Source organism: Micromonospora sp. CNZ286, from assembly GCF_014207755.1.
In genome coordinates this window covers 6,109,927-6,131,686 of record NZ_JACHIZ010000001.1, presented here as the reverse complement: position 1 = coordinate 6,131,686, position 21,760 = coordinate 6,109,927, and the positions used below count along the sequence as shown (strand labels likewise).

At 72.9% G+C, this 21,760-nt stretch carries 26 protein-coding genes and 1 riboswitch; of the genes, 17 read left to right on the top strand and 9 right to left on the bottom strand.

Translation table 11 applies throughout. The features are described from left to right. Positions 1–18: 18 nt before the first annotated feature. The 7 genes from eccCa (at position 19) to FHX31_RS27320 (ending at position 6,656) form a co-directional block, all read left to right on the top strand. Positions 19–3,984, top strand: a complete 3,966-nt coding sequence (eccCa, locus tag FHX31_RS27350; protein ID WP_184977435.1) for a type VII secretion protein EccCa — start codon at positions 19–21, stop codon at positions 3,982–3,984. Positions 3,985–4,058: 74 nt separating this feature from the next. Next, positions 4,059–4,469 carry a YbaB/EbfC family nucleoid-associated protein gene (locus FHX31_RS27345; RefSeq protein WP_184977434.1) on the top strand — a complete coding sequence of 137 codons (411 nt, stop codon included), beginning with the start codon at positions 4,059–4,061 and terminating at the stop codon, positions 4,467–4,469. A gap of 18 nt (positions 4,470–4,487) precedes the next feature. Then, the gene (locus FHX31_RS27340; protein ID WP_013283769.1) at positions 4,488–4,781 is read left to right on the top strand and encodes a hypothetical protein; all 294 of its coding nucleotides are present in this window, start codon (positions 4,488–4,490) and stop codon (positions 4,779–4,781) included. A gap of 31 nt (positions 4,782–4,812) precedes the next feature. Then, a complete protein-coding gene (locus tag FHX31_RS27335; protein WP_013283770.1) occupies positions 4,813–5,541 on the top strand; it encodes a hypothetical protein in 729 nt (242 codons plus the stop codon). 12 nt (positions 5,542–5,553) lie between these two features. Further along, positions 5,554–5,823 carry a hypothetical protein gene (locus FHX31_RS27330; RefSeq protein WP_013283771.1) on the top strand — a complete coding sequence of 90 codons (270 nt, stop codon included), beginning with the start codon at positions 5,554–5,556 and terminating at the stop codon, positions 5,821–5,823. Positions 5,824–6,037: 214 nt separating this feature from the next. Beyond that, positions 6,038–6,346 carry a WXG100 family type VII secretion target gene (locus FHX31_RS27325; RefSeq protein WP_013283772.1) on the top strand — a complete coding sequence of 103 codons (309 nt, stop codon included), beginning with the start codon at positions 6,038–6,040 and terminating at the stop codon, positions 6,344–6,346. A 28-nt stretch (positions 6,347–6,374) separates the two neighbouring features. Continuing rightward, a complete protein-coding gene (locus FHX31_RS27320; protein WP_013283773.1) occupies positions 6,375–6,656 on the top strand; it encodes a WXG100 family type VII secretion target in 282 nt (93 codons plus the stop codon). A gap of 61 nt (positions 6,657–6,717) precedes the next feature. Here FHX31_RS27320 and mycP read toward each other — a convergent pair whose 3' ends face one another. Both mycP and FHX31_RS27310 read right to left on the bottom strand, forming a co-directional pair. Beyond that, entirely contained in the window at positions 6,718–7,956 is a 1,239-nt protein-coding gene (gene mycP / locus FHX31_RS27315) for a type VII secretion-associated serine protease mycosin (protein WP_225319582.1), read from the bottom strand. Positions 7,957–8,012: 56 nt separating this feature from the next. After that, a complete protein-coding gene (locus tag FHX31_RS27310) occupies positions 8,013–8,354 on the bottom strand; it encodes a helix-turn-helix transcriptional regulator (RefSeq protein WP_013473783.1) in 342 nt (113 codons plus the stop codon). A 167-nt stretch (positions 8,355–8,521) separates the two neighbouring features. On the opposite strand from FHX31_RS27310, the gene FHX31_RS27305 reads away from it, so the two are divergent. After that, positions 8,522–9,175 (top strand): carbonic anhydrase, encoded by a 654-nt coding sequence (locus tag FHX31_RS27305; protein ID WP_184977433.1) that lies wholly within the window; start codon positions 8,522–8,524, stop codon positions 9,173–9,175. 57 nt (positions 9,176–9,232) lie between these two features. Here FHX31_RS27305 and FHX31_RS27300 read toward each other — a convergent pair whose 3' ends face one another. From FHX31_RS27300 to FHX31_RS27285, 4 genes are all read right to left on the bottom strand, one after another. Then, a complete protein-coding gene (locus tag FHX31_RS27300; RefSeq protein ID WP_013283777.1) occupies positions 9,233–10,261 on the bottom strand; it encodes a coiled-coil domain-containing protein in 1,029 nt (342 codons plus the stop codon). A gap of 4 nt (positions 10,262–10,265) precedes the next feature. Further along, positions 10,266–10,396, bottom strand: a riboswitch (cyclic di-AMP (ydaO/yuaA leader). A gap of 154 nt (positions 10,397–10,550) precedes the next feature. After that, a complete protein-coding gene (locus FHX31_RS27295) occupies positions 10,551–11,825 on the bottom strand; it encodes a YibE/F family protein (protein WP_013283778.1) in 1,275 nt (424 codons plus the stop codon). Between the two features lie 163 nt (positions 11,826–11,988). Then, complete coding sequence (locus tag FHX31_RS27290) at positions 11,989–12,198, bottom strand: SHOCT domain-containing protein (protein ID WP_184977432.1); 210 nt, start codon at positions 12,196–12,198, stop codon at positions 11,989–11,991. Between the two features lie 126 nt (positions 12,199–12,324). Continuing rightward, positions 12,325–12,624 (bottom strand): metal-sensitive transcriptional regulator, encoded by a 300-nt coding sequence (locus FHX31_RS27285; protein WP_013283780.1) that lies wholly within the window; start codon positions 12,622–12,624, stop codon positions 12,325–12,327. Positions 12,625–12,704: 80 nt separating this feature from the next. On the opposite strand from FHX31_RS27285, the gene FHX31_RS27280 reads away from it, so the two are divergent. The 9 genes from FHX31_RS27280 (at position 12,705) to FHX31_RS27240 (ending at position 18,829) form a co-directional block, all read left to right on the top strand. Beyond that, positions 12,705–12,911, top strand: coding sequence for a heavy-metal-associated domain-containing protein (locus tag FHX31_RS27280; RefSeq protein WP_013473785.1), 207 nt, complete (start codon positions 12,705–12,707; stop codon positions 12,909–12,911). Between the two features lie 36 nt (positions 12,912–12,947). Beyond that, complete coding sequence (locus FHX31_RS27275) at positions 12,948–13,928, top strand: hypothetical protein (protein ID WP_184977431.1); 981 nt, start codon at positions 12,948–12,950, stop codon at positions 13,926–13,928. Between the two features lie 17 nt (positions 13,929–13,945). After that, a complete protein-coding gene (locus tag FHX31_RS27270; protein ID WP_013283783.1) occupies positions 13,946–16,201 on the top strand; it encodes a heavy metal translocating P-type ATPase in 2,256 nt (751 codons plus the stop codon). Between the two features lie 67 nt (positions 16,202–16,268). Next, complete coding sequence (locus tag FHX31_RS27265) at positions 16,269–16,442, top strand: CsbD family protein (RefSeq protein ID WP_013283784.1); 174 nt, start codon at positions 16,269–16,271, stop codon at positions 16,440–16,442. A 175-nt stretch (positions 16,443–16,617) separates the two neighbouring features. Beyond that, entirely contained in the window at positions 16,618–17,034 is a 417-nt protein-coding gene (locus FHX31_RS27260) for a YbaB/EbfC family nucleoid-associated protein (protein ID WP_013473787.1), read from the top strand. Continuing rightward, positions 17,034–17,357, top strand: coding sequence for a hypothetical protein (locus FHX31_RS27255; protein ID WP_013473788.1), 324 nt, complete (start codon positions 17,034–17,036; stop codon positions 17,355–17,357). Before FHX31_RS27260 ends, FHX31_RS27255 begins: the two co-directional genes overlap by 1 nt. A 2-nt stretch (positions 17,358–17,359) precedes the next feature. Beyond that, positions 17,360–17,854: a WXG100-like domain-containing protein gene (locus FHX31_RS27250; protein ID WP_013283787.1), complete on the top strand. Its 495-nt coding sequence runs from the start codon at positions 17,360–17,362 to the stop codon at positions 17,852–17,854. 36 nt (positions 17,855–17,890) lie between these two features. Further along, a complete protein-coding gene (locus tag FHX31_RS27245; RefSeq protein WP_013283788.1) occupies positions 17,891–18,370 on the top strand; it encodes an EndoU domain-containing protein in 480 nt (159 codons plus the stop codon). 15 nt (positions 18,371–18,385) lie between these two features. Next, complete coding sequence (locus FHX31_RS27240) at positions 18,386–18,829, top strand: hypothetical protein (RefSeq protein WP_013283789.1); 444 nt, start codon at positions 18,386–18,388, stop codon at positions 18,827–18,829. Between the two features lie 10 nt (positions 18,830–18,839). Here the strand turns inward: FHX31_RS27240 and FHX31_RS27235 are convergent, their stop codons facing one another. The 3 genes from FHX31_RS27235 to FHX31_RS27225 all read right to left on the bottom strand — a co-directional run bounded on the left by FHX31_RS27235 (position 18,840) and on the right by FHX31_RS27225 (position 21,750). Then, positions 18,840–20,099: an RNA polymerase sigma factor gene (locus tag FHX31_RS27235; RefSeq protein WP_013283790.1), complete on the bottom strand. Its 1,260-nt coding sequence runs from the start codon at positions 20,097–20,099 to the stop codon at positions 18,840–18,842. After that, positions 20,096–20,458 carry a YciI family protein gene (locus FHX31_RS27230; protein ID WP_221489463.1) on the bottom strand — a complete coding sequence of 121 codons (363 nt, stop codon included), beginning with the start codon at positions 20,456–20,458 and terminating at the stop codon, positions 20,096–20,098. Before FHX31_RS27230 ends, FHX31_RS27235 begins: the two co-directional genes overlap by 4 nt. A gap of 101 nt (positions 20,459–20,559) precedes the next feature. After that, positions 20,560–21,750, bottom strand: a complete 1,191-nt coding sequence (locus FHX31_RS27225; protein WP_184977430.1) for a DUF2786 domain-containing protein — start codon at positions 21,748–21,750, stop codon at positions 20,560–20,562. Positions 21,751–21,760 lie beyond the last annotated feature (10 nt).

Here is a 21,760-nt window from a genome sequence, read left to right as displayed (position 1 = left end):
TCTGGGGAGGGGAGAGCCGTGAGTACGGTGGTGTTCCGCCGACTTCCGCGTCAACCGGGGCCCGCGCTGCCGCGCGGCGAGGTGCTGCTGGAGTCCCCGCCCGAGCTGCCGGAGCCGCAGGCCAAGGGCATGGGTCAGGTGCTGATGATCCTGCCGATGCTCTGCGGCGTCGGCGCGATGGCGTTCCTCTACGCCGGCCGGGGCGGCGGCATGATGACGTACGTCGCCGGTGGCCTGTTCGGTGTGTCCATGTTGGGCATGGCGATCGGCACGCTCGGCAACGGCGGCAACGACAAGGCCGAGCTGAACGCCCAGCGGCGCGACTACATGCGCTACCTCGCGCAGATGCGCAAGCGCACCCGGAGGGCGGCCGAGCAGCAGCGCGCCGCGATGACCTGGCGGCACCCGGAGCCGGACGCGCTCTGGTCGATCGCCGCCTCGCGCCGGCTCTGGGAGCGGCGGATCACCGAGGACGACTTCGGCGAGGTACGGATCGCGCTCGGCCCGCAGCGGCTGGCGGTGGAGATCGTGCCGCCGGAGACCAAGCCGGTGGAGGACCTGGAACCGATGAGCGCGATCGCGCTGCGCCGGTTCGTCCGGGCCCACTCCAGCGTGCCGGACCTGCCGACCGCGCTGTCGCTGCGCGCGTTCAGCCGGATCGCGCTGCGCGGCGACCGGGAGCCGGTGCTCGACCTGACCCGGGCCGCGCTGGGCCAGCTCGTCACGTTCCACGCCCCGGAGGACCTCCTGGTGGTCGTGGTCGCCGCGCCGGACCGGCAGGCGGCCTGGGACTGGGTGAAGTGGCTGCCGCACGCCCAGCACCCGGGGCGTACGGACGCGGCCGGCGCGCGCCGGATGGTGTTCGCCGCGCTGGACGAGGCGGAGACCGCGCTGGCCCAGGACCTGGGCGGGCGGCCCCGGTTCTCGCCCGAGGCGAAGCCGCTGACCACCGCGCCGCACGTGGTGGTGGTGCTCGACGGCGGCGAGGTCTCGGCGACCTGCGCGCTGACCGGGCCGGGCCTGCTCGGCACGACCGTGTTCGACCTGTCCGGCGCGGTCCCGCGTGACGCCGGGCGCTGGCTGCTCTGCCTGGACGCCGGGGACGGCACCGGCCTCGACCTGGTCCGCGGCACCGCCACGTCGCGGCTCGGCCGCCCGGACCGGCTCTCCCTGAGCGCGGCCGAGGGGCTGGCCCGGCAGATCGCCCCGTTCCGGCTCTCCCAGCAGCAGGGCGCGAGCACCGAGGAGCCGCTGGCCCGCAGCATGGAGCTGCCCGACCTGCTCGGCGTCGGCGACGCGGCCACGGTGGACACCCGGCAGACCTGGCGTCCGCGCAGCCACCGCGACCGGCTGCGCATCCCGCTCGGCCTGGGACCGGACGGCAACGTGGTGGAGCTGGACTTCAAGGAGTCCGCGCACGAGGGCATGGGCCCGCACGGCCTGGTCATCGGCGCGACCGGTTCCGGCAAGAGCGAGCTGCTGCGGACGGTGGTCGCGGCGCTCGCGGTGACGCACTCGTCGGAGGAACTGAACTTCGTCCTCGTCGACTTCAAGGGCGGCGCCACCTTCGCGTCGCTGGACGCGTTGCCGCACACCAGCGCGGTGATCACCAACCTCTCCGACGAGCTGCCGCTGGTGGACCGCATGCGGGACGCGCTGGCCGGTGAGATGAACCGCCGGCAGGAGGTGCTGCGGGCGGCGGGCAACTACGTCTCGCGGTACGACTACGAGAAGGCGCGGGCCGCCGGTGAGCCGCTGGAGCCGATGCCCAGCCTGCTGATCATCTGTGACGAGTTCTCCGAGCTGCTCGCCGCCAAGCCGGACTTCATCGACCTGTTCGTGATGATCGGCCGCCTCGGCCGGTCGCTCGGCGTGCACCTGCTGCTCGCCTCGCAGCGGCTGGAGGAGGGCAAGCTGCGCGGCCTGGACACGCACCTGTCGTACCGGATCGGTCTGCGCACGTTCTCGGCTGTGGAGAGCCGGATCGTGCTCGGCGTGCCGGACGCGTACGAGCTGCCCAGCGCGCCCGGTCACGGCTACCTGAAGACCGACACCGCGACCATGCTGCGGTTCCGCGCCGCGTACGTGTCCGGCCCGTACCGGGCGCCGGGGCAGGTGCAGCGCTCCACCCGGGCGCAGGTGCAACGCCGGATCGTCCCGTACGGCATCGACTACGTGCCGGTGCCGGCGGCGCCGAGCCCGGCGGAGGCCGCCCCGGAGCCGGAGCAGAGCGGCGACGGCAAGGCCGTGGCGATGCTGGACGTGCTGATCGACCAGCTCAAGGGCCGCGGCAAGCCGGCGCACCAGGTGTGGCTGCCGCCCCTGGCCGAGCCGTCCGGGCTGGCCGAGCTGCTGCCCAAGCTGAGCGTGCACCCGACGTACGGCCTGACCACCGCCGACTGGCCGGGCCGCGGCCGGCTCGCCGTGCCGGTCGGCATCGTGGACCGCCCGTACGAGCAGCGCCGCGACCCGATGATGGTCGACCTGGCCGGGGCCGGCGGCAACGTGGTGATCGTCGGGGCGTCGCTGAGCGGCAAGAGCACCATGCTGCGCTCGATGCTGGCCTCGCTGGCGCTCACCCACACGCCGCGCGAGGTGCAGTTCTTCTGCCTCGACTTCGGCGGTGGCGCGTTGCGCAGCCTGGACGGGCTGCCGCACACCTCGGGTGTGGCGGGCCGGCGGGACGTCGAGGCGGTCCGGCGGACGGTGGCCGAGGTGGTCGCCGTGATCGACGAGCGGGAGAACCGGTTCACCCAGCACGGCATCGACTCGGTGGCGAGCTACCGGCGCCGCCGGGCGGCCGGTGAGTTCGCCGACGACCCGTTCGGTGACGTCTTCCTCGTCGTGGACGGCTGGAACACGCTGCGCCAGGAGTACGAGGAGCTGGAGCAGACGATCACCAACCTGGCGAACCGGGGCCTCGGCTTCGGCGTCCACGTGGTGATCACGGCGGTGCGCTGGGCGGAGATCCGGATCAACATGCGGGACCTGCTCGGCACCAAGCTGGAGCTGCGGCTCGGTGACCCGTCGGAGTCGGAGATCGACAGGCGGGCCGCGCAGAACGTGCCGGTGGGCGCGCCCGGTCGCGGTCTGACCCGGGACAAGCTGCACTTCCTGACCGCGATCTCCCGGATCGACGGCAAGCGCGGCATCGAGGACCTGACCGAGGCGTCGGTGGCGCTCGCCGGTCACGTCGCGGCGAACTGGCCGGGACAGCCGGCGCCGAAGGTCCGGCTGCTGCCGCGCAAGCTGGCGGTCACCGAGCTGGCGAAGGTGGTCGACCGGTCCGCCCCGGGCATCCCGATCGGCGTCAACGAGTCGGCGCTCGCCCCGGTCTACCTGGACCTGGCGGGCGAGCCGCACCTGACCGTGTTCGGCGACGCCGAGTGCGGCAAGACGAACCTGCTGCGGCTGATCGCCCGGGGGATCGCCGAGCGGTACACCCCGGCCCAGGCGCGGCTGGTCATCGCCGACTACCGGCGTGGTCTGCTGGGCGCGGTCGAGGGTGACCACCTGCTCGACTACGCGCCGTCGAACCAGGTGTTCAGCCAGGGCCTCGGCTCGATCCGCAGCGCGTTGCAGAACCGGCTGCCCGGCCCGGACGTGACCACCGCCCAGCTGCGTGACCGGAGCTGGTGGAAGGGTCCGGACCTGTACATCCTGGTGGACGACTACGACCTGGTCGCCTCCGGTGGCAGCAACCCGCTGAGCGCGCTGCACGAGCTGCTGCCGCAGGCGCGGGACATCGGCCTGCACCTGATCATCACGCGCCGGGTCGGCGGTGTGGCCCGTGCGCTGTACGAGCCGGTGCTGCAACGGCTGCGCGAGCTGGACTCGCCCGGCCTGCTGATGTCCGGCAGCCGGGAGGAGGGTGCGGTCTTCGGCAACCTGCGGCCGACGCCGCAGCCGCCGGGCCGGGGCACGCTCGTCCGTCGCCGCGACGGCCAGCAGCTGATCCAGACCGCGTGGACGGAGCCGGCCTGACGGGACGGACGCCGGGCGCCCCGGTCCGGTAGCGTCGGCCCGATCGATCGTCGCGAGTGGAGAGGGGCGCGCACGTGAGCAGCCCGTCGGGTTTCGGTGCGGCCATGGAGGGCCTGCTGCGGCAGGCGCAGGAACAGCAGCGCCGGCTGGCCGATCTCCAGCGGCAGCGCGCCGAGCTGCGGGTGAGCGGGGAGAGCCCGGACGGGCTGGTGCGGGTGACTGTCGACGGCGGCATGAAGGTCGGCGGCATCGAGCTGAACGCGCGGGCGATGCGGCTGGACAGCTTCTCCCTGTCCGAGGCGATGCAGGCGGCGATCGACGCGGCCTACGCGGCCTTCGAGGAGCGGCAGCGCGAGATGCTGAGCGAGATGCTCGGCGACTCCGAGATGGTCCGCCGTGCGCAGGACGGCACGCTGACCCCGGAGGACTGGTTCCGTCAGTTCGGGGTGGACGTGTCCGACCCGACCCGCAACCTGCGGCGCTGAGCGAGAGGAAGGCCGACGATGCCGAACACTGTCGACGTCGACGCGATCCGGAAGGCGGGCCGGATGCTCGACGCCCCGGACGGCCCGATCCAATACCTCCGCAACGTCGAGACGTTGCTGGGCGAGGTGAAGCTGCCCAGCGGCGCGCTGAGCTGGTTCGGCACCGGCGCGGTCGAGCGGCACAACGCGGCTGTGGACGGGCACCTGGACAACGTCCGCACCGGCGTGGAGCATCTGCGCAAGGCCGCCGCGCAGCTCGAACAGAGCGCGAAGAACTGGGAGAGGTCGGATCAGCCCTGGGTGGTCAAGTGACCGGCCGGGCCCGCCACGGGAAGGACGCCTGATGCCGCCGGAGATCCTCATCGCCAACGCCTCGGGGACGGTGACCGGCACCGTGACGGTCGCCGAGACCACGGCTCCGGTCCGGTCGGCGGCGGCCGTCGCCAAGGGCAACCTGGTCTGGATCGTCGCCTCGGCGGCGTTGATCGGCGCGATCCTCTACCTGGAGTCGTTCGACAACCAGCAGGTCAACGAGTCGATCAAGAAGTGGGACGAGGCGGCCCGCCTGCTCGGCGCGGACCAGTTCGGCGCGGCCATGGCGGCGGTTCCGCCGGACGCGGCGGAGTGGGACTTCGACGACCGGGACGCGTTCGACCTGTTCCTCCGCAAGCTCGGGGCGGAGATCAACTCGTTGGCCGAGGCGTTCGCCGCCAACCGGGACACGCTCACCGCGGCCCGGGACGCGTACAACGACGCGATCTCCGGCCTGGCCCAGGCGCTCATGCCGATCCTGGTCGCGGTGATCGCCTCGATCGCGCTCCAGTTCTTCCCCGCCACCACCGCGCTGGCGCAGGCCATCGGCATCGTCGGTCTGACCGCCACCGCCGCCGTCCTGGTCCTGGTCTTCGGTGAGATCAGCGCGCTGCTGCACGCGCTGCTGGCCGCCTTCCACACCGACAACCGGTTCACCTTCACTGCGGACTCCCGCCCCGGCTGGGCGCCGACCGGCTCGGACCCGGACATCAAGGACATCAAGATCGACTGGGTGCGGGACGCCAAGTTCTACGGGTGACGGGAGCGACGCATGGAAACCCTGCTCTTCTCGTTGTTGCTGTACGTCCTGCTGACCATCCCGGTCTTCGTGGTCCTGATGCTGTTCGCCGCGCTGACCCGCTCGGCGCGGCTGCGGCGGGCCGCCGAGGTGGTGTCACTGAGCACCTGCGCGGCACTGCTGGTGCTGTCGTTCCAGCGCGCTTTCGAGAAGCCGATGCTGTGGGCCGTGGTGGTGCTGCTGGTCGCGGTGCTGGTCTTCGGCGTGTCGACGATCGTCAAATCCTCGCGCGAGCGGTCGTGACCTCGGCCTCGACCGTCCACCTCGTACTGAGGGCCGCGTATCGCGTCTGTCGACAGTGGGATGTCGGAATACGACCATGGGACAGCAGGGCTGCGCGGGTTGGACATCGTCCGCTACGGTTCGGATGAAGTGTCCGTCGGTGGGGTGTGTACGCCTTGCCGCGGGGGAGGGCGCGGCGGAACCGCCGCCACAAGATGACGGAAGGGTGTGAAGCATGGCGTTCGAGGTCAGTGCAGCGACTCTGCACACCGCCGCGAGTGACGTGCGGTCCACGCGCAGCGACGTCGACGGCGAGCTCAAGAAGCTGTGGAACGTGGTCGACGACCTGGCGATGGCCTGGAAGGGCCAGGCGTCCACGGGCTTCCAGAGCCTGATGACTCGCTGGAACGAGGACACTACGAAGCTGCTGACCGCGATGGACAACATCGCGGACCTGCTCGACAAGTCCGGCACCACGCACCAGGTCAACGACGAAGAGCAGCAGCAGATGCTGGACAAGTTCCACGCTGCTCTCAACCCGTGATCCGCGAAGACAGGCAGAGGAGGAATCGATGAGCATCAAGGTTGATTACGCTGTTCTGGAGAGCAGCAACCAGCAGATGCAGGCCATCTCGCGGACCATCGACGAGAAGCTCGACACGCTGCGGGCGATGCTGACCAAGCTCGAGTGGGAGGGCCAGGACCGGGCCGCCTACCAGCAGCACCAGGCCCAGTGGGATGCCGCCGTGCGGGACATCAACAAGGTCCTGAACGAGATCGGCGGTGCCGTGGGCATCGCGCGCGAGAACTACATGACCACGGAGATGAGCAACTCCAAGGTCTGGGGCAACTGACCCCCGACCGGTCCACAGCGGCTCCGCTCCGGCTCGTGCCGGGCGGAGCCGTCGTGTGTTGTCAGGCGTCCTGCGGGACGTCGCGGCGGCCGGGACGCCACCCGCGCCGCCGTCCGCGTACCAGGATGGGGCGCAACGTCAGCAGGACGCCGGCCAGCAGCGCGCCGACGACAGCGACCCAGATCGCGACGGTGCGCTGCCAGGCCAGCGGGTCGGCCGGCGGCGCCGGTGGCGGCATCGCGCCCAGCGGCGGGTCCTCCCGGGTGCCCAGCAGGCTGGTGACCGCCCGGTACGGGTTGACCATCCCGAAGCCGACCTCGGCGTTGTGCCCGTCGGGCGGGTTGTCGGCGGTACGGGTCAGCCGGTAGGCGACCTCGTCGGCACTGATGTCCGGGTGTGCGGCCCGCACCAGCGCGGCCACCCCGGAGACGTACGCGGTGGCGAAGCTCGTCCCGCCCTGCGGCTCGGCCCGGTAGCCCGATCCCTGCGGAGCGGGCCCGACGATGTTCAGGCCGGGGCCGGCGATGTCCACATAGTCCCCGCTGACCGAGCTGCCGACGTGCCCGCCCTGCTCGTCGATCCCGGCGACGGCGACGACACCGTCGTACGCCGCCGGATAGGCCGGCCGGTCCTCCCGGTTCTCCTGCCGGTTGCCGGCGGAGGCGACGACTACCACGTCCTTGCCGAGCGCGTACTGCACCGCGGACTTCAGCGCCGGGTCGTCGAGCGTGACCAGGGACAGGTTGATCACGTCGGCGTCGTGGTCGACAGCCCAGCGGATCGCCTTGCCGATCTCGGCCGGCACGTCCGGGTCGAAGTTCTCCTTGTTCTCGGCCAGCACCCGCAGCGGCAGGATCTTCGCCTCCGGGGCAATGCCGGTGTAGGGCGAGCCGGTGCCCTCCCGGCCGGCGATGATGCCCGCGACCATGGTGCCGTGGCCGACCAGGTCGCACTGCCCCTTGAGGCGGACGAGCTGGTTGAAGTCCTCACCCGGCAGCACCCGCCCGCGCAGCAGGGGATGGGCGGGCGAGACCCCGGAGTCGATCACCGCGACGGTGACCCCCGCGCCCTTGCCGATCCGCCACGCGGCGGCCGGGTCGAGGCGGCTCAGCGCCCACGGCACCTCGGTGGGCGCGGGGCCGCCGGCCGGGCCGCACTTCGGGGCGGCCTGCGCGGGCGCGGGCACCGCCAGCGCGCCGCCGAGCAGGGCGGTCACCGCCGCTCCGGAGAGGACGGACCTGATCCGGTGTCCGGCCCGGACGCGTCCCGTGGTCGCGCCCGGCCGCAAGCTGTCGCGCACGCGGTGAGATTACCCGCCTCGCCCGCCCGCGCGGGCACACGTGGTGCCGGCCCGGGTCACCTGTCGGCGGCAGCGTCCCCGGCCGACTCGGCGGCGAACAGGGCCAGTAGCGCGCCGACCTGCTGGTCGGCCTCGGCCGGGTGCCGGAAGCGGCCCTTCGGGTTGATCGTGTACTCGTTGCGCCGTCCCACCCGCGTACGACGCAGGTAGCCCCCGGCCTCCAGGTCGGCGACGATGGCCTGGGCCGCCCGCTCGGTCACGCCCACCTCGTCGGCCACGTCCCGCAGCCGGGCGGTGGGGTTGCGCGCGATCGCCAGCAGCACGTGGCCGTGGTTGGTGAGGAAGGTCCAGTTACGGCGGCTCCCGTCCTCAACTGGTGTGGTCGCCATGGTGGTCATGCTATGGCCACGTCCGCCACCTGCCGAATCGGCGCGGTCCGGGGCGGGGCGCCGACGGGAAAGTATGAAATGCGTATCACGAATCTTGACGTGCCCCCAGGTGCGTGTGACCGTGGGTCGCGAGGCCGTTCGGCCTGGTGGTTCCCCAGGTAGACGAGGTGAGGGACATGACGCCGAGCACCCCGGAGCAGGCACTGACCGAACTGCGTGCCGGTAATCACCGGTTCGTCACGGGCGCCCCGCAGCATCCGAATCAGGACGCCGGGCACCGGGCGGCTGTGGCCGACGGCCAGCACCCGTTCGCGGTGATCGTCGGCTGCTCCGACTCGCGGCTCGCCGCCGAGATCATCTTCGACCGCGGTCTCGGTGACCTCTTCGTGGTACGTACCGCCGGGCACACCGCCGGGCCGGAGGTGCTCGGCAGCGTCGAGTACGCCGTCACCGTGCTCGGCACCCCGCTCGTGGTGGTGCTCGGGCACGACTCCTGCGGCGCGGTCCAGGCCGCCCGGGAGGGGGTCCGGACCGGCGCCGCCCCGGCCGGGCACCTGGGCGCTGTGGTGGACGCGGTCTCGCCGAGCCTGCTGCGCGCCGCCCGCCAGGGGGTCGAGGACCTCGACGGCATCATCGACGTCCACATCGCGCAGACCGTGGAGACGCTGCTGGCCCGGTCCGCCGTGCTGGCCGAGCGGGTGGCCGCCGGGCGGTGCACGGTGGTGGGCATGTCGTACCGGCTCGCCGGTGGCGAGGTGCGGACCGTGGCGCAGGCCCCGGCCCCGCTGCCCGCCCCGGCCGCGCCCGCCGACCCGGCGCTGGCGAGCTGACCCGTACGGACGAGAAAAGGGGCCGCCCGAGGGCGGCCCCTTTTCGTGGTGTCCGGGTCAGAGCATCGACATGTGGACGTGGTCGGTGTGGTTCGAGGGTCCGCTGTACGAACTCCAGCCGGTGGCCGGGAACCAGATCTGCCGGTTCCAGATGACGTAGTAGATGCCCAGCCGGTCGGCGTTGCGGATGAGGAAGGCGGCCACCTCGTTGCCGTACCGGCGGGTGTCGTTGTTGTGCCAGGGCGCGAAGCCGCTGTTCTGGAGCGACCAGTCGCACGCCTTGCCCTTGGGGTGCTCCCACGGCCCGCCGGGCCGGTAGCAGCCCACGAAGCGCTTGAAGCCCGCGCGCCGGACCTCCTTGTACGCGTGCAGCGTGCGCGGCGTGACGCAGCCCGAGGTGGTCGGGTCGTCCTCGCTGCACGACTCCGCCTTCCACCCGCCGTCGGCGGTGCGGCCGGGGCCGATCTTGGCGACCGGTGAGGTGGCGGAGACCAGGCCGCCGGTGAAGCCGAGACCGCCGACGAGCTTCAGCGCGCGCTCGGCCTGCACCTTCTCGCGCTCCATCGCGTTCTTCTGCTTCTCCTGCTCGCGCACCTCGGCGTCGAGCGCGATCTTGGCCTGCTCGGCGCGGGTCTTGACCGCGTTGATGGCTGCCAGGCGCTGCGCGTTGAGGAGGTTCAGCTCGTCCAGGGCGTTGACCCGGCGGACGAACGAGTCGGGTGAGTTGCTCTCCAGCAGCATCGCCATCGCGCCCATCCGGCCGGTCCGGTAGGACTGGGCAGCGAGCTGGTTGACCTGCGGGCTGAGCGCTTCGAGCTCGGCCTGTGCCGTCTTCACCTCGGCCGCCAGCCGCCGCTGGCGGTCCTGGGACTTGGCGAGCTTCGCCTTGGCCTGGAGGAAGGCCCGGTTGGCGGCGTCGATCGCCTCGGTGATGAGCGGCGGTTCGCCGTCCTCCTCGTGTCCCGAGGGGTTGCCGGGGGCCGCCGCGGTGGGGGCCGCGGTCGCCGGGGTCGGCCCGGCCAGCACGGCCAGCGAGGCCAGCACGGCCACCACGGGTGTCAGCCAGCGGCGCAGGGGTGCCGTCACAGTGTTCCCTTCCGTCGGCCGCCGACCGGGTTAGCTGACGGGTTCGGGACGGAAGTGGCCCCTACCGCTGTCGCGGATTCACCCCATGTACCTGGTTCCCCGGTTCGCCCGCAGGCGATTGGGCGGCGGCACCGCTGGCGCCGGTGCGCGCCTTCGGCGGTGACCGGCAGCGAGGTTACCTGACAGCACTCCTGAGGATCTACGTCCGGAAGCCGACCATTAGCGAGATTTCGCCGTGGCGCACCGTGACCAGCGTCGCGTTTGAAATCGATGGTCACGCTGCGGAGTGTCACCATGCGGCCTCCGTACTCTTCCCGCCGCCCAGGGCCTCCAGCGCGTCGTCGCGTCCGGCCGGCGGCCGGGCCGCGGGTGGCGCCGGCTCCGCGCCGCGCGAGCGCCGCCCGGCGGTGGTCACGATCGCGGCCAGTCCGGTCGTCAGCGGTACGGCGGCGATCAGGCCGAGCGTCGCCACCGCGCTGCGGACGATCTCCTGGGCGAGGAACTCGCTGGTGAGGATCTCACTCACCGGGCGGGAGTCGGCAACCAGGAGGAGCAGCAGCGGCAGCGAGGCGCCCGCGTACGCCAGCACGATGGTGTTGACGGTGGATGCGATGTGGGCCCGGCCGACCCGGGTCGCCGCCCGGTAGAGCTGCCGCCGGGACAGTCCGGGGTTGGCGTGCGCCAGTTCGGTGACGGTGGCCGCCTGGGTGACTGTGACGTCGTCCAGCACGCCCAGCGAGCCGATGATGATGCCGGCCAGCAGCAGCCCGTGCAGGTCCACGTCGCCCTGGAACATGGACAGCGTGGTGGCGTCCTCGCTGCCGAAGCCGGTCAGGTGGGTGGCGGACGTGGCGAGCAGGCCGAGCACGCCGGTGACCACCAGGCTGCCGAGCGTGCCGAGCACCGCGACCGACGTCTGCGCGGTGATCCCGTGGGTCAGGTAGAGCACCACGAACATGATCAACGCGGCGCCCACGATCGCGACCAGCAGCGGCGGCTGGCCGGCGCCGATGCCCGGCAGCACGAAGCCGAGGAGGATGGCGAAGCTGGCCACCAGGCCGCCGAGCGCGGCGAGCCCGCGCCACCGGCCGAACGCCACGATCGCGGCGGCGAACAGCACCATCAGCCAGATCAGCGGCGTGCCGCGCTGGTGCTCGGCGATGTTGTAGGACTTCACCGCCGGGTCGGCCGGGTCGGTCAGCTCGACCAGGACGACCTCGTCGCCGACCGCGACCCGGGGTGCGCCCGGCCCGGCCGGGATCGGCGTCTCGACCTGCCGGCCCGCGTCCGGGCCCTGCTCGGCGGTGACCGTCACCGTGCCGCAGGGGCCACCCCCGCCCTCCGGGGCCTCCGGGGTCGGTGGGCAGGGCTCGGTGACCACCCGGGTCACGGTGCCGTGGTAGCGGGGGACGTCAGCGCCGCCGACCGGCTCCCGGTCCTGCCCGGGCCAGAGCACCAGCGCCGCGATCACTGTGAGCGCGAACAGCGGCACCACCACGGCGACGAGCAGCCGTCGTACGCCCGGCGGCGCGGCGGGTGCGGGGCGGGTGTGGTCGGCACCCATGGCGTCTCTCCCAACGGTCGCGGCGACGCCTGGTCCGCCGGACCGGTCTGGTCACCGGCCGGCGCGGACGTGTCGACCACGTCCGGGTCGTCGCCCGGCCATGGTAGGCAGCCCGGCCGGCCGCTCCCGGGCGGCGCGACCGGTGACGCGCGCCCCGCTCGGGTCAGGCCAGGCCCGCCCGGCGCCGCCGGTACTCGTCCTCGTCGATCTCGCCGCGGGCGTACCGCTCGTCCAGGATGCGCCGGGCCGTCGTCGGGCCCAGGTACTGCGGGTCGGTCCACCGCACGGCCGCCCAGACGAGCCCCGCCAGCACCCCGAGCACCAGCAGAGACCAGATCCACATCCAGCCCATCATCGGGCTCTGCCACATCATCGGGCCGCCCTCCGTCCGTCGCCGCGGGTCCGCCGGTCCGGCCTGCCCGCCACTTCGACGGTACGTCCGCCCGGGCGCGTCGGCACGGGTCGATGTGCCCTGGTCCCGAGGGCCGGAGGTCCCCGCTCAGCCGCGCTTCATCAGGCGCCCGACGGCGGCCATCATCTCGGTCGCCATCTCGTCGGCCCGGCCCTCGGCGGCGCCCTCGTGCATGCAGTGCCGGGCGTGGCCGTCGAGCAGGCCCAGGCCGACCTTGTCCAGCGCCGCCTGGATGGCCGAGATCTGGGTCAGCACGTCGATGCAGTAACGGTCGTCCTCGACCATCTTCTCGATGCCACGGACCTGGCCCTCGATCCGGCGGAGCCGGGCGAGGAGTTGGTCCTTGCTGGCGGTGTAGCCCCGGGTCGGGCTGGACGGCGCGGTCATGAAACCGAGGATAGCGTACCCCTCGGGGGTATGCTAACGTTCGGGACGTACCCCTGGGGGGTATCAGATCGGAGGGCGAGATGGAGACCACCTACCAGGTGAACGGCATGACCTGCGGGCACTGCGTCAACTCGGTGAGCACCGAGCTGAGCGCACTTCCGGGCGTCACCGACGTCCAGGTCGACCTGGCCGGCGGCCGGGTCACCGTCACCAGTCAGAACCCGCTGGACGTGGACGCGGTCCGCGCGGCGGTCGACGAGGCCGGTTACGACCTCGTCGGTGCGTGACGGGTCCGGCGGACCCGCGACAACCGAGGAGACACCATGAACACGGCGACGAAGCTCAGCGGCTTCGCGCTCGGCCTCGTGGCGGTGTTCGGCGCGGCGTACGGGATCGGCAACCTGGCCGATCCCGTCGCCCCGGCCGCCGAGACCCGACACGACGACACCGACAGCGACCACGGGGCCGGCGACACCGGCCACGGTGACGAGAGCCAGGCGGGCGGCGCCTCCGCGCACCTGCCCGGCGGGCTGCTCGTCTCCGAGCGCGGCTACACGTTCCAGCCCGCCGGCGCCCCGGCCGGGCAGTTCGCCTTCCGGATCACCGGCCCGGACGGCGCGCCGGTCACCCGCTTCGAGGTGGCCCACGACAAGCGCATGCACCTGATCGTCGCCCGCCGGGACCTCTCCGGGTTCCGGCACGTCCACCCGGAGATGGCCGGCGACGGCACCTGGCGGGTGCCCTCACCGCTCGGCGGCCCCGGCGTCTGGCGGGCGTTCGCCGACTTCACCCCCGAAGGCGGCGAGCCGCTGACGCTCGGCCTGGACGTCACGGTCCCCGGCGAGCTGACCGCCCGGCCGCTGCCGGCGCCGGCGACCAGCACCACCGTCGACGGCTACACGGTCACCCTGACCGGCACGCCGGAGCCGGGCCGCACCAGCCGGCTCACGCTCTCCGTCAGCCGTGACGGGCGGCCGGTCACCGACCTCGCGCCCTACCTCGGTGCGTACGGGCACCTGGTGGCGCTGCGGCAGGGCGACCTGGCGTACCTGCACGTGCACCCGGAGGGCACGCCCGGCGACGGGCGGACACCTGCCGGTCCGGCGATCACGTTCGCCGCCGAGGTGCCCTCGGCCGGGGCGTACCGTCTCTACCTGGACTTCCGGCACGGCGACGCGGTGCACACCGCCGAGTTCACCGTCCTGGCCGGCGACCGGACCGCGCCGGTGCCCACCGCGCCGGCCCCCACCACCGCACCGACCCCGGACGCCGGACACGGCACCCCGGGTCACGGGCACAGTTGAGCGCCGGAGGTGCCGCGATGACTGCCACGGGAAAGGCGCTGCCCACCGCGCCGAACCTGATCGAACTGGCGATCGGCGGGATGACCTGCGCGTCCTGCGCCGCCCGGATCGAGAAGAAGCTCAACCGGATGGACGGCGTCGAGGCGACTGTGAACTACGCCACCGAGAAGGCCACCGTCCGGTACGCCGACGACATCGCGCCGGCCGACCTGATCGCCACCGTCGAGAAGACCGGCTACACCGCTGTGGTGCCGCCGCCGCCCGAGCAGGCGGAGGCGGCAGCGGCCGGGGAGCCGGTGGACGAACTGCGCACCGCGCGTACCCGGCTCTGGGTCTCCGCCGTGCTCACCCTGCCGGTGATCGTGCTCGCCATGGTTCCGGCCTGGCAGTTCGACTACTGGCAGTGGGCCTCGCTCACCCTGGCCGCCCCGGTGGTGGTCTGGGGCGGGCTGCCGTTCCACCGCGCCGCGCTGATCAACCTGCGGCACGGCGCGGCGACCATGGACACGCTCGTCTCGCTCGGCACGCTGGCCGCGTTCGGCTGGTCGCTCTGGGCGCTGTTCCTCGGCGACGCCGGCATGCCCGGGATGAAGCACCCGTTCAGCCTCGACATCACCCGCGGCGACGGTGCCGGCAACATCTACCTGGAGGCCGCCGCCGGGGTGACCGTGTTCATCCTGGCCGGGCGGTACTTCGAGGCGCGCTCCAAGCGCACCGCCGGGTCGGCGCTGCGCGCCCTGCTCGAACTCGGCGCCAAGGACGTGGCGGTGCTGCGCGACGGGCAGGAGACCCGGATCCCGGTCGGCCGGCTCGCGGTCGGGGACCGGTTCGTGGTCCGGCCCGGCGAGAAGATCGCCACGGACGGTGTGGTCGAGGAGGGTACGTCCGCAGTCGACGCCAGCATGCTCACCGGCGAGTCGGTGCCGGTCGAGGTGGGCCAGGGCGACGCCGTGGTCGGTGCCACGGTGAACGCGGGCGGCCGGCTGGTGGTCCGTGCCACCCGGGTCGGCGGGGACACCCAGCTCGCCCAGATGGCGCGACTCGTGGAGCAGGCACAGACCGGCAAGGCGGCGGTGCAGCGGCTCGCCGACCGGATCTCCGGCGTCTTCGTGCCGATCGTGATCGCGCTGGCCGCCGGCACGCTCGGCTGGTGGCTCGGCACCGGCTCCGGGCCGACCGCCGCGTTCACCGCCGCGGTGGCCGTCCTGATCATCGCCTGCCCGTGCGCGCTCGGCCTGGCCACCCCGACCGCGCTGCTCGTCGGCACCGGGCGCGGCGCGCAGCTCGGCGTGCTGATCAAGGGGCCGGAGGTGCTGGAGTCCACCCGCCGGGTCGACACAGTGGTGCTGGACAAGACCGGCACCGTCACCACCGGCCGGATGGCGCTGGCCGAGGTGCTGCCCGCCGACGGCGAGGACGCCGACGAACTGCTCCGGGTGGCCGGCGCGCTGGAGGCCGCCTCCGAGCACCCGATCGCGCGGGCCGTCGCCGAGGCCGCGGCCGAGGCCGGACCGCTGCCTCCGGTCGGCGAGTTCGCCAACGCCGAAGGGCTGGGCGTGACCGGCACCGTCGACGGCCGGACCGTGGTGGTCGGCCGGGCCCGGCTGCTGCGGGAGCGGGGTCTCGACGTACCCGAGGAGGTCGAGCGGGCCGCGACCGGCGCGGAGGCCGCCGGGCGGACGGCGATCCTGGCCGGCTGGGACGGGCGGGCCCGGGGCGTGCTCGCGGTGGCCGACGCGGTGAAGCCGACCAGCCGGGCTGCTGTCGCGCGGCTGCGTGAGCTGGGCCTGAAGCCGGTGCTGCTCACCGGCGACAACACCACTGTGGCGAAGGCGGTGGCGGCCGAGGTCGGCATCGACGAGGTGATCGCGGAGGTGCTGCCCGCCGACAAGGTCGACGTGGTCGAGCGGCTCCAGCGGGAGGGCCGCGTGGTCGCCATGGTCGGCGACGGGGTGAACGACGCCGCCGCGCTGGCCCGGGCCGATCTCGGGCTGGCCATGGGCACCGGCACGGACGCGGCCATCGAGGCGGCCGACCTGACGCTGGTCCGGGGCGACCTGATGGCCGCCGCGGACGCCATCCGGCTCTCCCGGCGGACGCTGGCGATCATCAAGGGCAACCTGTTCTGGGCGTTCGCCTACAACGTCGCGGCGCTGCCGCTGGCGGCGGCCGGACTGCTCAACCCGATGCTCGCCGGGGCGGCCATGGCGTTCTCGTCGGTGTTCGTGGTGGGCAACAGCCTGCGGCTGCGGAGCTTCCGCCCGATCGGGTGAGGGGATTGAGCCGACGGCCGACGGGGTAACCAGTTGTCGTCAGGCAACCGCATCAGTGGAGGTCATCATGGGTCTGGACGACAAGATCGACAACGCTTCCCAGGACACCGCGGGCAAGGTCAAGGAGGGCGTCGGCCGGGCGACCGACAACGAGCGCCTCGAGGCCGAGGGCCGCAACGACCAGGCGGGCGCCAAGCTCAAGCAGGCCGGCGAGAAGATCAAGGACGCCTTCAAGAGCTGAGTACGCGACGCACACACACCACCGGGTCGGCCCGCGGGCCGACCCGGAGTGCTGTGTACGGACGGTGACGATCCCGAGTGGCGGATGCCACCGTCCACATCGATCCGGCGGGACCACCGGGATCGGCTCCGGTGCATAGGATGCGAGGCGACCTCGAATGCGGAGGAGCTCCTCGATGGCCGATCCCGCCGACCCGTCCGGCTTCGGCCGGGTGCTGTCCGAAACCATGGCCGCGCTCCAGCGGCAGACCGATGCGGGCGAGCAGGTGGCACCGCCGGAAGGCGTCGGTGAGGCCGCAGACGGCCTGATCCGGGTCACCGCCGGCCCACCCGGACAGGTCACCGGGCTGACGCTCGACCCCCGTGTGATGCGGATGGCCAGCGAGGCCCTCGCCGAGGAGATCGAAGCTGCGGTCAACGCCGCGCTCGCCGACCTGCGGGAGCAGGCCGCCACCGCCCCCGGCGAGGTCGACCTGGGCTCGCTCGGTGAGCAACTGCGCCGCATCCAGGCCGACGCGGGGCGCCAGTTCACCATGTTCACCGACGCTCTGATGCAGGCCCAGGACCGGCTCGCCCGCCAGGACGGGCGCTGATGCCGGTCGAGGTCGATCCGGAGCGGCTGGGTGCCTCCGGGTCGGCGCTGGACGGCGTCGCCACCCGGTTCGGTGCGGCGTTGACCGCCTTCCGGGCCGAGCTGGCCGGCTTCGGCCGTCCCTGGGGGGCCGACGACATCGGCTCACTGATCGGCGCCGCCCACGACGAGGTCTCCGCGTTCGCGTTCGAGTGCTTCGACAGCGCGCTCGACGAGATCGCCGCCGCCGGCGCCGACCTCGGCAGGATGGCCGTCCGCTACGCCGAGACCGAGGCGGCCATCACCCGCAACCTCGACGGCCTGCGGCGGAAGCTGGGAGGCTGAGCATGGGCATGGAGCTACCCGGCGAGCTGCGGTCGCTGCTCGGCGTCCTCGGCTACACCTGGCCCGAGGCGGACGAGACCAAACTCTTCGAGATGGGCAACGCCTGGATCGGGTTCTCCGGCACCCTCTCCGGCGTGGTCACCGAGGCGAACACCGGCGCCGCGACGGTCTGGACCCAGCACACCGGCCAGGACATCACCGCGTTCCAGAGCTGGTGGAACAAGGAGGACAGCCCGGCCGACAGCCTGCGCGACGGTGTCACCGCCGCCGTCCTGACCGGGACCGGCCTGATCATCTGCGGCGCGATCGTGCTCGCCCTCAAGGTCGCCGTCATCGTGCAACTGGTCGTCCTGGCCATCCAGATCGCCCAGGCGATCGCCACCGCGGCTGTCACCTTCGGTGCCTCGCTGCTGGAGATACCGATCTTCCATGCGCTGGCCCGGACCATCGTCGGCAACCTCGTCCAGGAAGCCCTCTGGAAACTCGTCGACGGGTGAGGTGACATGGGCGGGGGTAGAGCAGGCGGCCGGTTGATGCGCGCCGCCTTGCGCTTTCTCAAGCGGACGAAGACGCGTAACCGGCCCGACCGGATGAACCCGCACTTCACCGAGCACGTGATGGGCGGCCACGTGAAGCCGGGCATGCCCAAGGGGTCGGGCTACCACTACCGGCCCGGCGGTGAGGACTTCCCCGGTCGCCGGCTTCAGCCCGGCAGTGTCGTCAAGGATCCCAAGACCGGGGCCTACACCGCCAAACCGGAGTTCTTCGATCCGACGCTGAACCCGCCGCACGGGGCCTGGAAGCCGAAGAAGGGCAACGGCGGGGAAAGCTCGTTCTTCCCCGACGACTGGACGCCGGCCCAGGTCGACAACGCCATCACCGGCGCCTTCCAGAATGCGAAGCCGGTGCCCGGCACCAGCATGTGGCGTGGCACTCACAAGGGCTTGGTGATCGAGGGTTTCTACAATGGCTCGGGCGGCTTCACCCACGGATGGCCGGTCGTCATCCCATGATCCAGAGGACTTCCGTTGGCGTTCATCAGTTTCTCCGTCGATGAGTACCGGCTCCCGCTGTTCAACGTGACCGATCAGCGCTATCGGGCTCTCGGCGCGTGGCTGATCACCGACGTCTCCGTCTCCTACTCGGCCTGCCTGGACGCCCTGCAGATGATCGACGACGTGGCGAACGGCCGTCCGCTCGACGAGGGGTGGGACAGCGACAAGTACGAGGTCAGTTTCGCCCCCACCGGCGTCGAGTTCGTCAACGAGTGGGTCGCGGACGAGCGGGGCCGCTACTCGCTGGACGAGACCCGCGAGGCGGTCGAGTCCTACTGGCGGTTCCTGGCCGGCCGCCCGGAGAATCGCGAACTGATCCGCGAATACCGGCCCGACCTGCCGCGATGGCAGGCGGAACTGCTCCAGTGGGAGGAGCGGTGGGGCCGGCCGCATCCGTACCGGGGACGGTTGTTCTGATCCGCGCCGGTCAGCCCGGCCGGTCTCCGCTGTCGCCGGCCAGGCGCGCGGCGCGTACCTCCAGATAACGCCGCTCCGGCAGGCTCGTGGTGGCCCGTGCGGCTGCCAGGTACGCGGCCCGGGCCTCCGTACGGTCACCGGCCATGTCGAGCAGATGCGCGCGGACGGCGGCGAGCCGGTGGTGGCCCGCGGTCCGGTCGTCGGCGTCGAGCGTGGCCAGCAGCGACAGCCCGGCACGCGGGCCGTCCACCATGGCCACGGCGACGGCCTGGTTGAGCGTGACCATCGGGTTCGGCGCGACCCGCGCGAGCACCCGGTAGAGCGCGACGATCTGCCGCCAGTCGGTGTCCTCGGCGGCGGGCGCCTCCGCGTGGACCGCGGCGATGGCCGCCTGCACCTGGTACGGTCCCGGCGCCGACCAGGTGAGCGCCTCGGTCACCAGCGCCACCCCCTCCGCGACGGCGTCCCGGTCCCATCGGCTGCGGTCCTGCTCCGCCAGCGGCACCAGCTCACCGTCCGGCCCGGTACGGGCGGCCCGGTGCGCGTCGGTGAGCAGCATCAGCGCCAGCAACCCGGCCACCTCGCCGTCGTCCGGGAGCAGCCGGCGCAGCTCCCGGGTCAGCCGGATCGCCTCTCCGGTCAGCTCGGCCCGGTGCAGCGCCTCGCCGCTGGACGCGGTGTAACCCTCGTTGAAGACCAGGTAGAGCACCCGCAGCACGGCAGCGAGCCGTTCGTCCCGGTCCGCCGGGGACGGCAGCGTGAAACGCGCGCCGGACGCCTCGATCCGCTGCTTCGCCCTGCGGATCCGCTGGCTCATCGTCGCCTCCGGCACCAGGTACGCGCGGGCGATCTCGGCGGTGCTCAACCCGCCCACGGCACGCAGCGTGAGCGCCACCTGCCCGCTGACCGGCAACGCCGGATGGCAGCAGAGGAGCAGCAGCCGCAGCGTGTCGTCCCCGCTGGGCGGATCCTCGTCGGCGGGCGGGGCGACAGTCGCGTACGCGGGCTGCCGGACCGCCACCGCCACCTCGCGTTCCCGGCGGGCGTGCTCGCTGCGCCACTCGTCGGTGAGCCGCCGGGTGGCGACTGTGACCAGCCAGGAGCGGGGACGGTCCGGCAAGCCCTGTTCCGGCCACTGCACGGCGGCGGCGAGCAGCGCCTCCTGCACGGCGTCCTCGCAGGCGTAGAACTGGCCGTGGCGGCGGACGAGCACGCCGAGGACCTGCGGCGCGAGCGTACGCAGCAGGTCCTCGACCACAGTTGCTGTCACATCTCCGTCCCGGCCTGTTCCATCACCGCGCGCACCTCCAGTACGCCGAAACCGTGCCGTACGTCAGGCCAGCGCGCGGCGATCTCGGCGGCCCGCTCCGGGGTCTCGCAGTCGACAGTCAGGTAGCCGGCGAACTGCTCCTTGCTCTCCATGAACGGCCCGTCGGTGACCTCGACGCCGCCACCGGCGGCCGGACGGGCCGTACGGGTCTGCGAGGGGTGAGCGAGCGCCTCGCCGCCGACCAGCTCGCCGGACTCGGTCAGCTCCTTCATGATCTCGTCGACCTCACCGAAGACGGCTGTGCGTTCCGCCTCGGACAGCTCCTCCACGAAGCCGGGCCGGTTCCAGATCAGCAGCATGTACTTCACGGTGCACTCCTCGGGTGCGGGCCACCGGCGGTGGCGCCTCGCAGACGGGTCGGAGCCGGTCCGCCCGATCCGACATCATCCCCCGGGAGAGGTCAGCGGCCCCCGCGCAGCGGACGGCGTGCCGGGCGGCCCGGGTCGAGCGAGGCCCGGTCGGCGGCGCTGGTGCCGGAGACCCAGCCCTGCTCGTCACGCACCTGGAGGCGGTGCCGGGTGGTGCCCGGAAAGAGCTGGTCGACGCGTTCCCGGACGGCATCCGAGCGGGCCGCGAGCACCGGCAGCAGCCGGTCGTCGTCGAGTTCCTCGGCCGCCGCCGCGCTCGCCTCCCGCAGCCGGTCGCCGATGCGCAGCGCGAACGCGTTGAGGAACGACTCGTCGTAGCCCTTGGTGCGCCGCCCGCCGGCCCTGCCGCGCTCGCCCCGGCCGCGCAGCATCGCGGCGGTGGCCTGCACGAGCAGCGAGGTGTGCAGCAGCTCGACAGCCGCCAGGTCGGCCGGGAAACCGAGCACTGTGGCGAAGCCCAGGTCGTCGGACCAGACCGACTCGCACCGGTTCGCCGCCGCCACCTCCTGGATCAGCAGTGCCTTCGCGGCCGCGTACGGGGCGTCGACGCCGATCCGCACGCCGCCCGGGCCGCCGGACCGCTCGGCCCCGGCGTCGAGCAGCGCCGCGTCGATGCTGTGCCGGGCCATCAGCTCCTGCGCCTTCGCGGTGAACGCCTCCGCCTCGGCCGGGTAGCCGGTCGACTCGGCCTTCGCCAGCAGTGCGCGTACCCGGTCGAGCATCCGGGAACCGCTCGGTGTCGCGGCGGCCAGGGCGGTACCGGCCGAGCCGGGCGGCGGCCGGAGCGCCGCGACCGGCGGAAGCCCCGCCACCAGGACGGCCGCGTCGACCGCGTCCCGCAGCGCGGTGATCCGGTCCCCGTCGGCGCGCCGGTCCAGCCAGCCCGCGTCGTCGTCCCAGCGGGCGCCCGTGTCGGTGAGCTGGTCGTCGAACCAGGCCGGTACCGGCGCGGGCAGGGTGCGCCGCTGCGCGGCCATGACGTCGCGCAGCAGCCGGGCGCCGCGCGGCGTGAGCCGCCGGGTGGCGAGCCGGTCCAGGTCGGCGGGCTGCCAGCCCCGCGGCCAGAGCCGGCCCACGTCGCGCGTGAGCCGGGCGAGCAGCGCCGCGTCCACCGCCGCGCCGTCGGCCACGACGAGCCCGTCGAGGGCTCGCTCGGCTTCGCGTACGTCGGTGCCGCGCGCGGTCGCGACGGCGGCGTCGAGCAGTCGCTCGGCTGGTGACACGGGTGGCTCT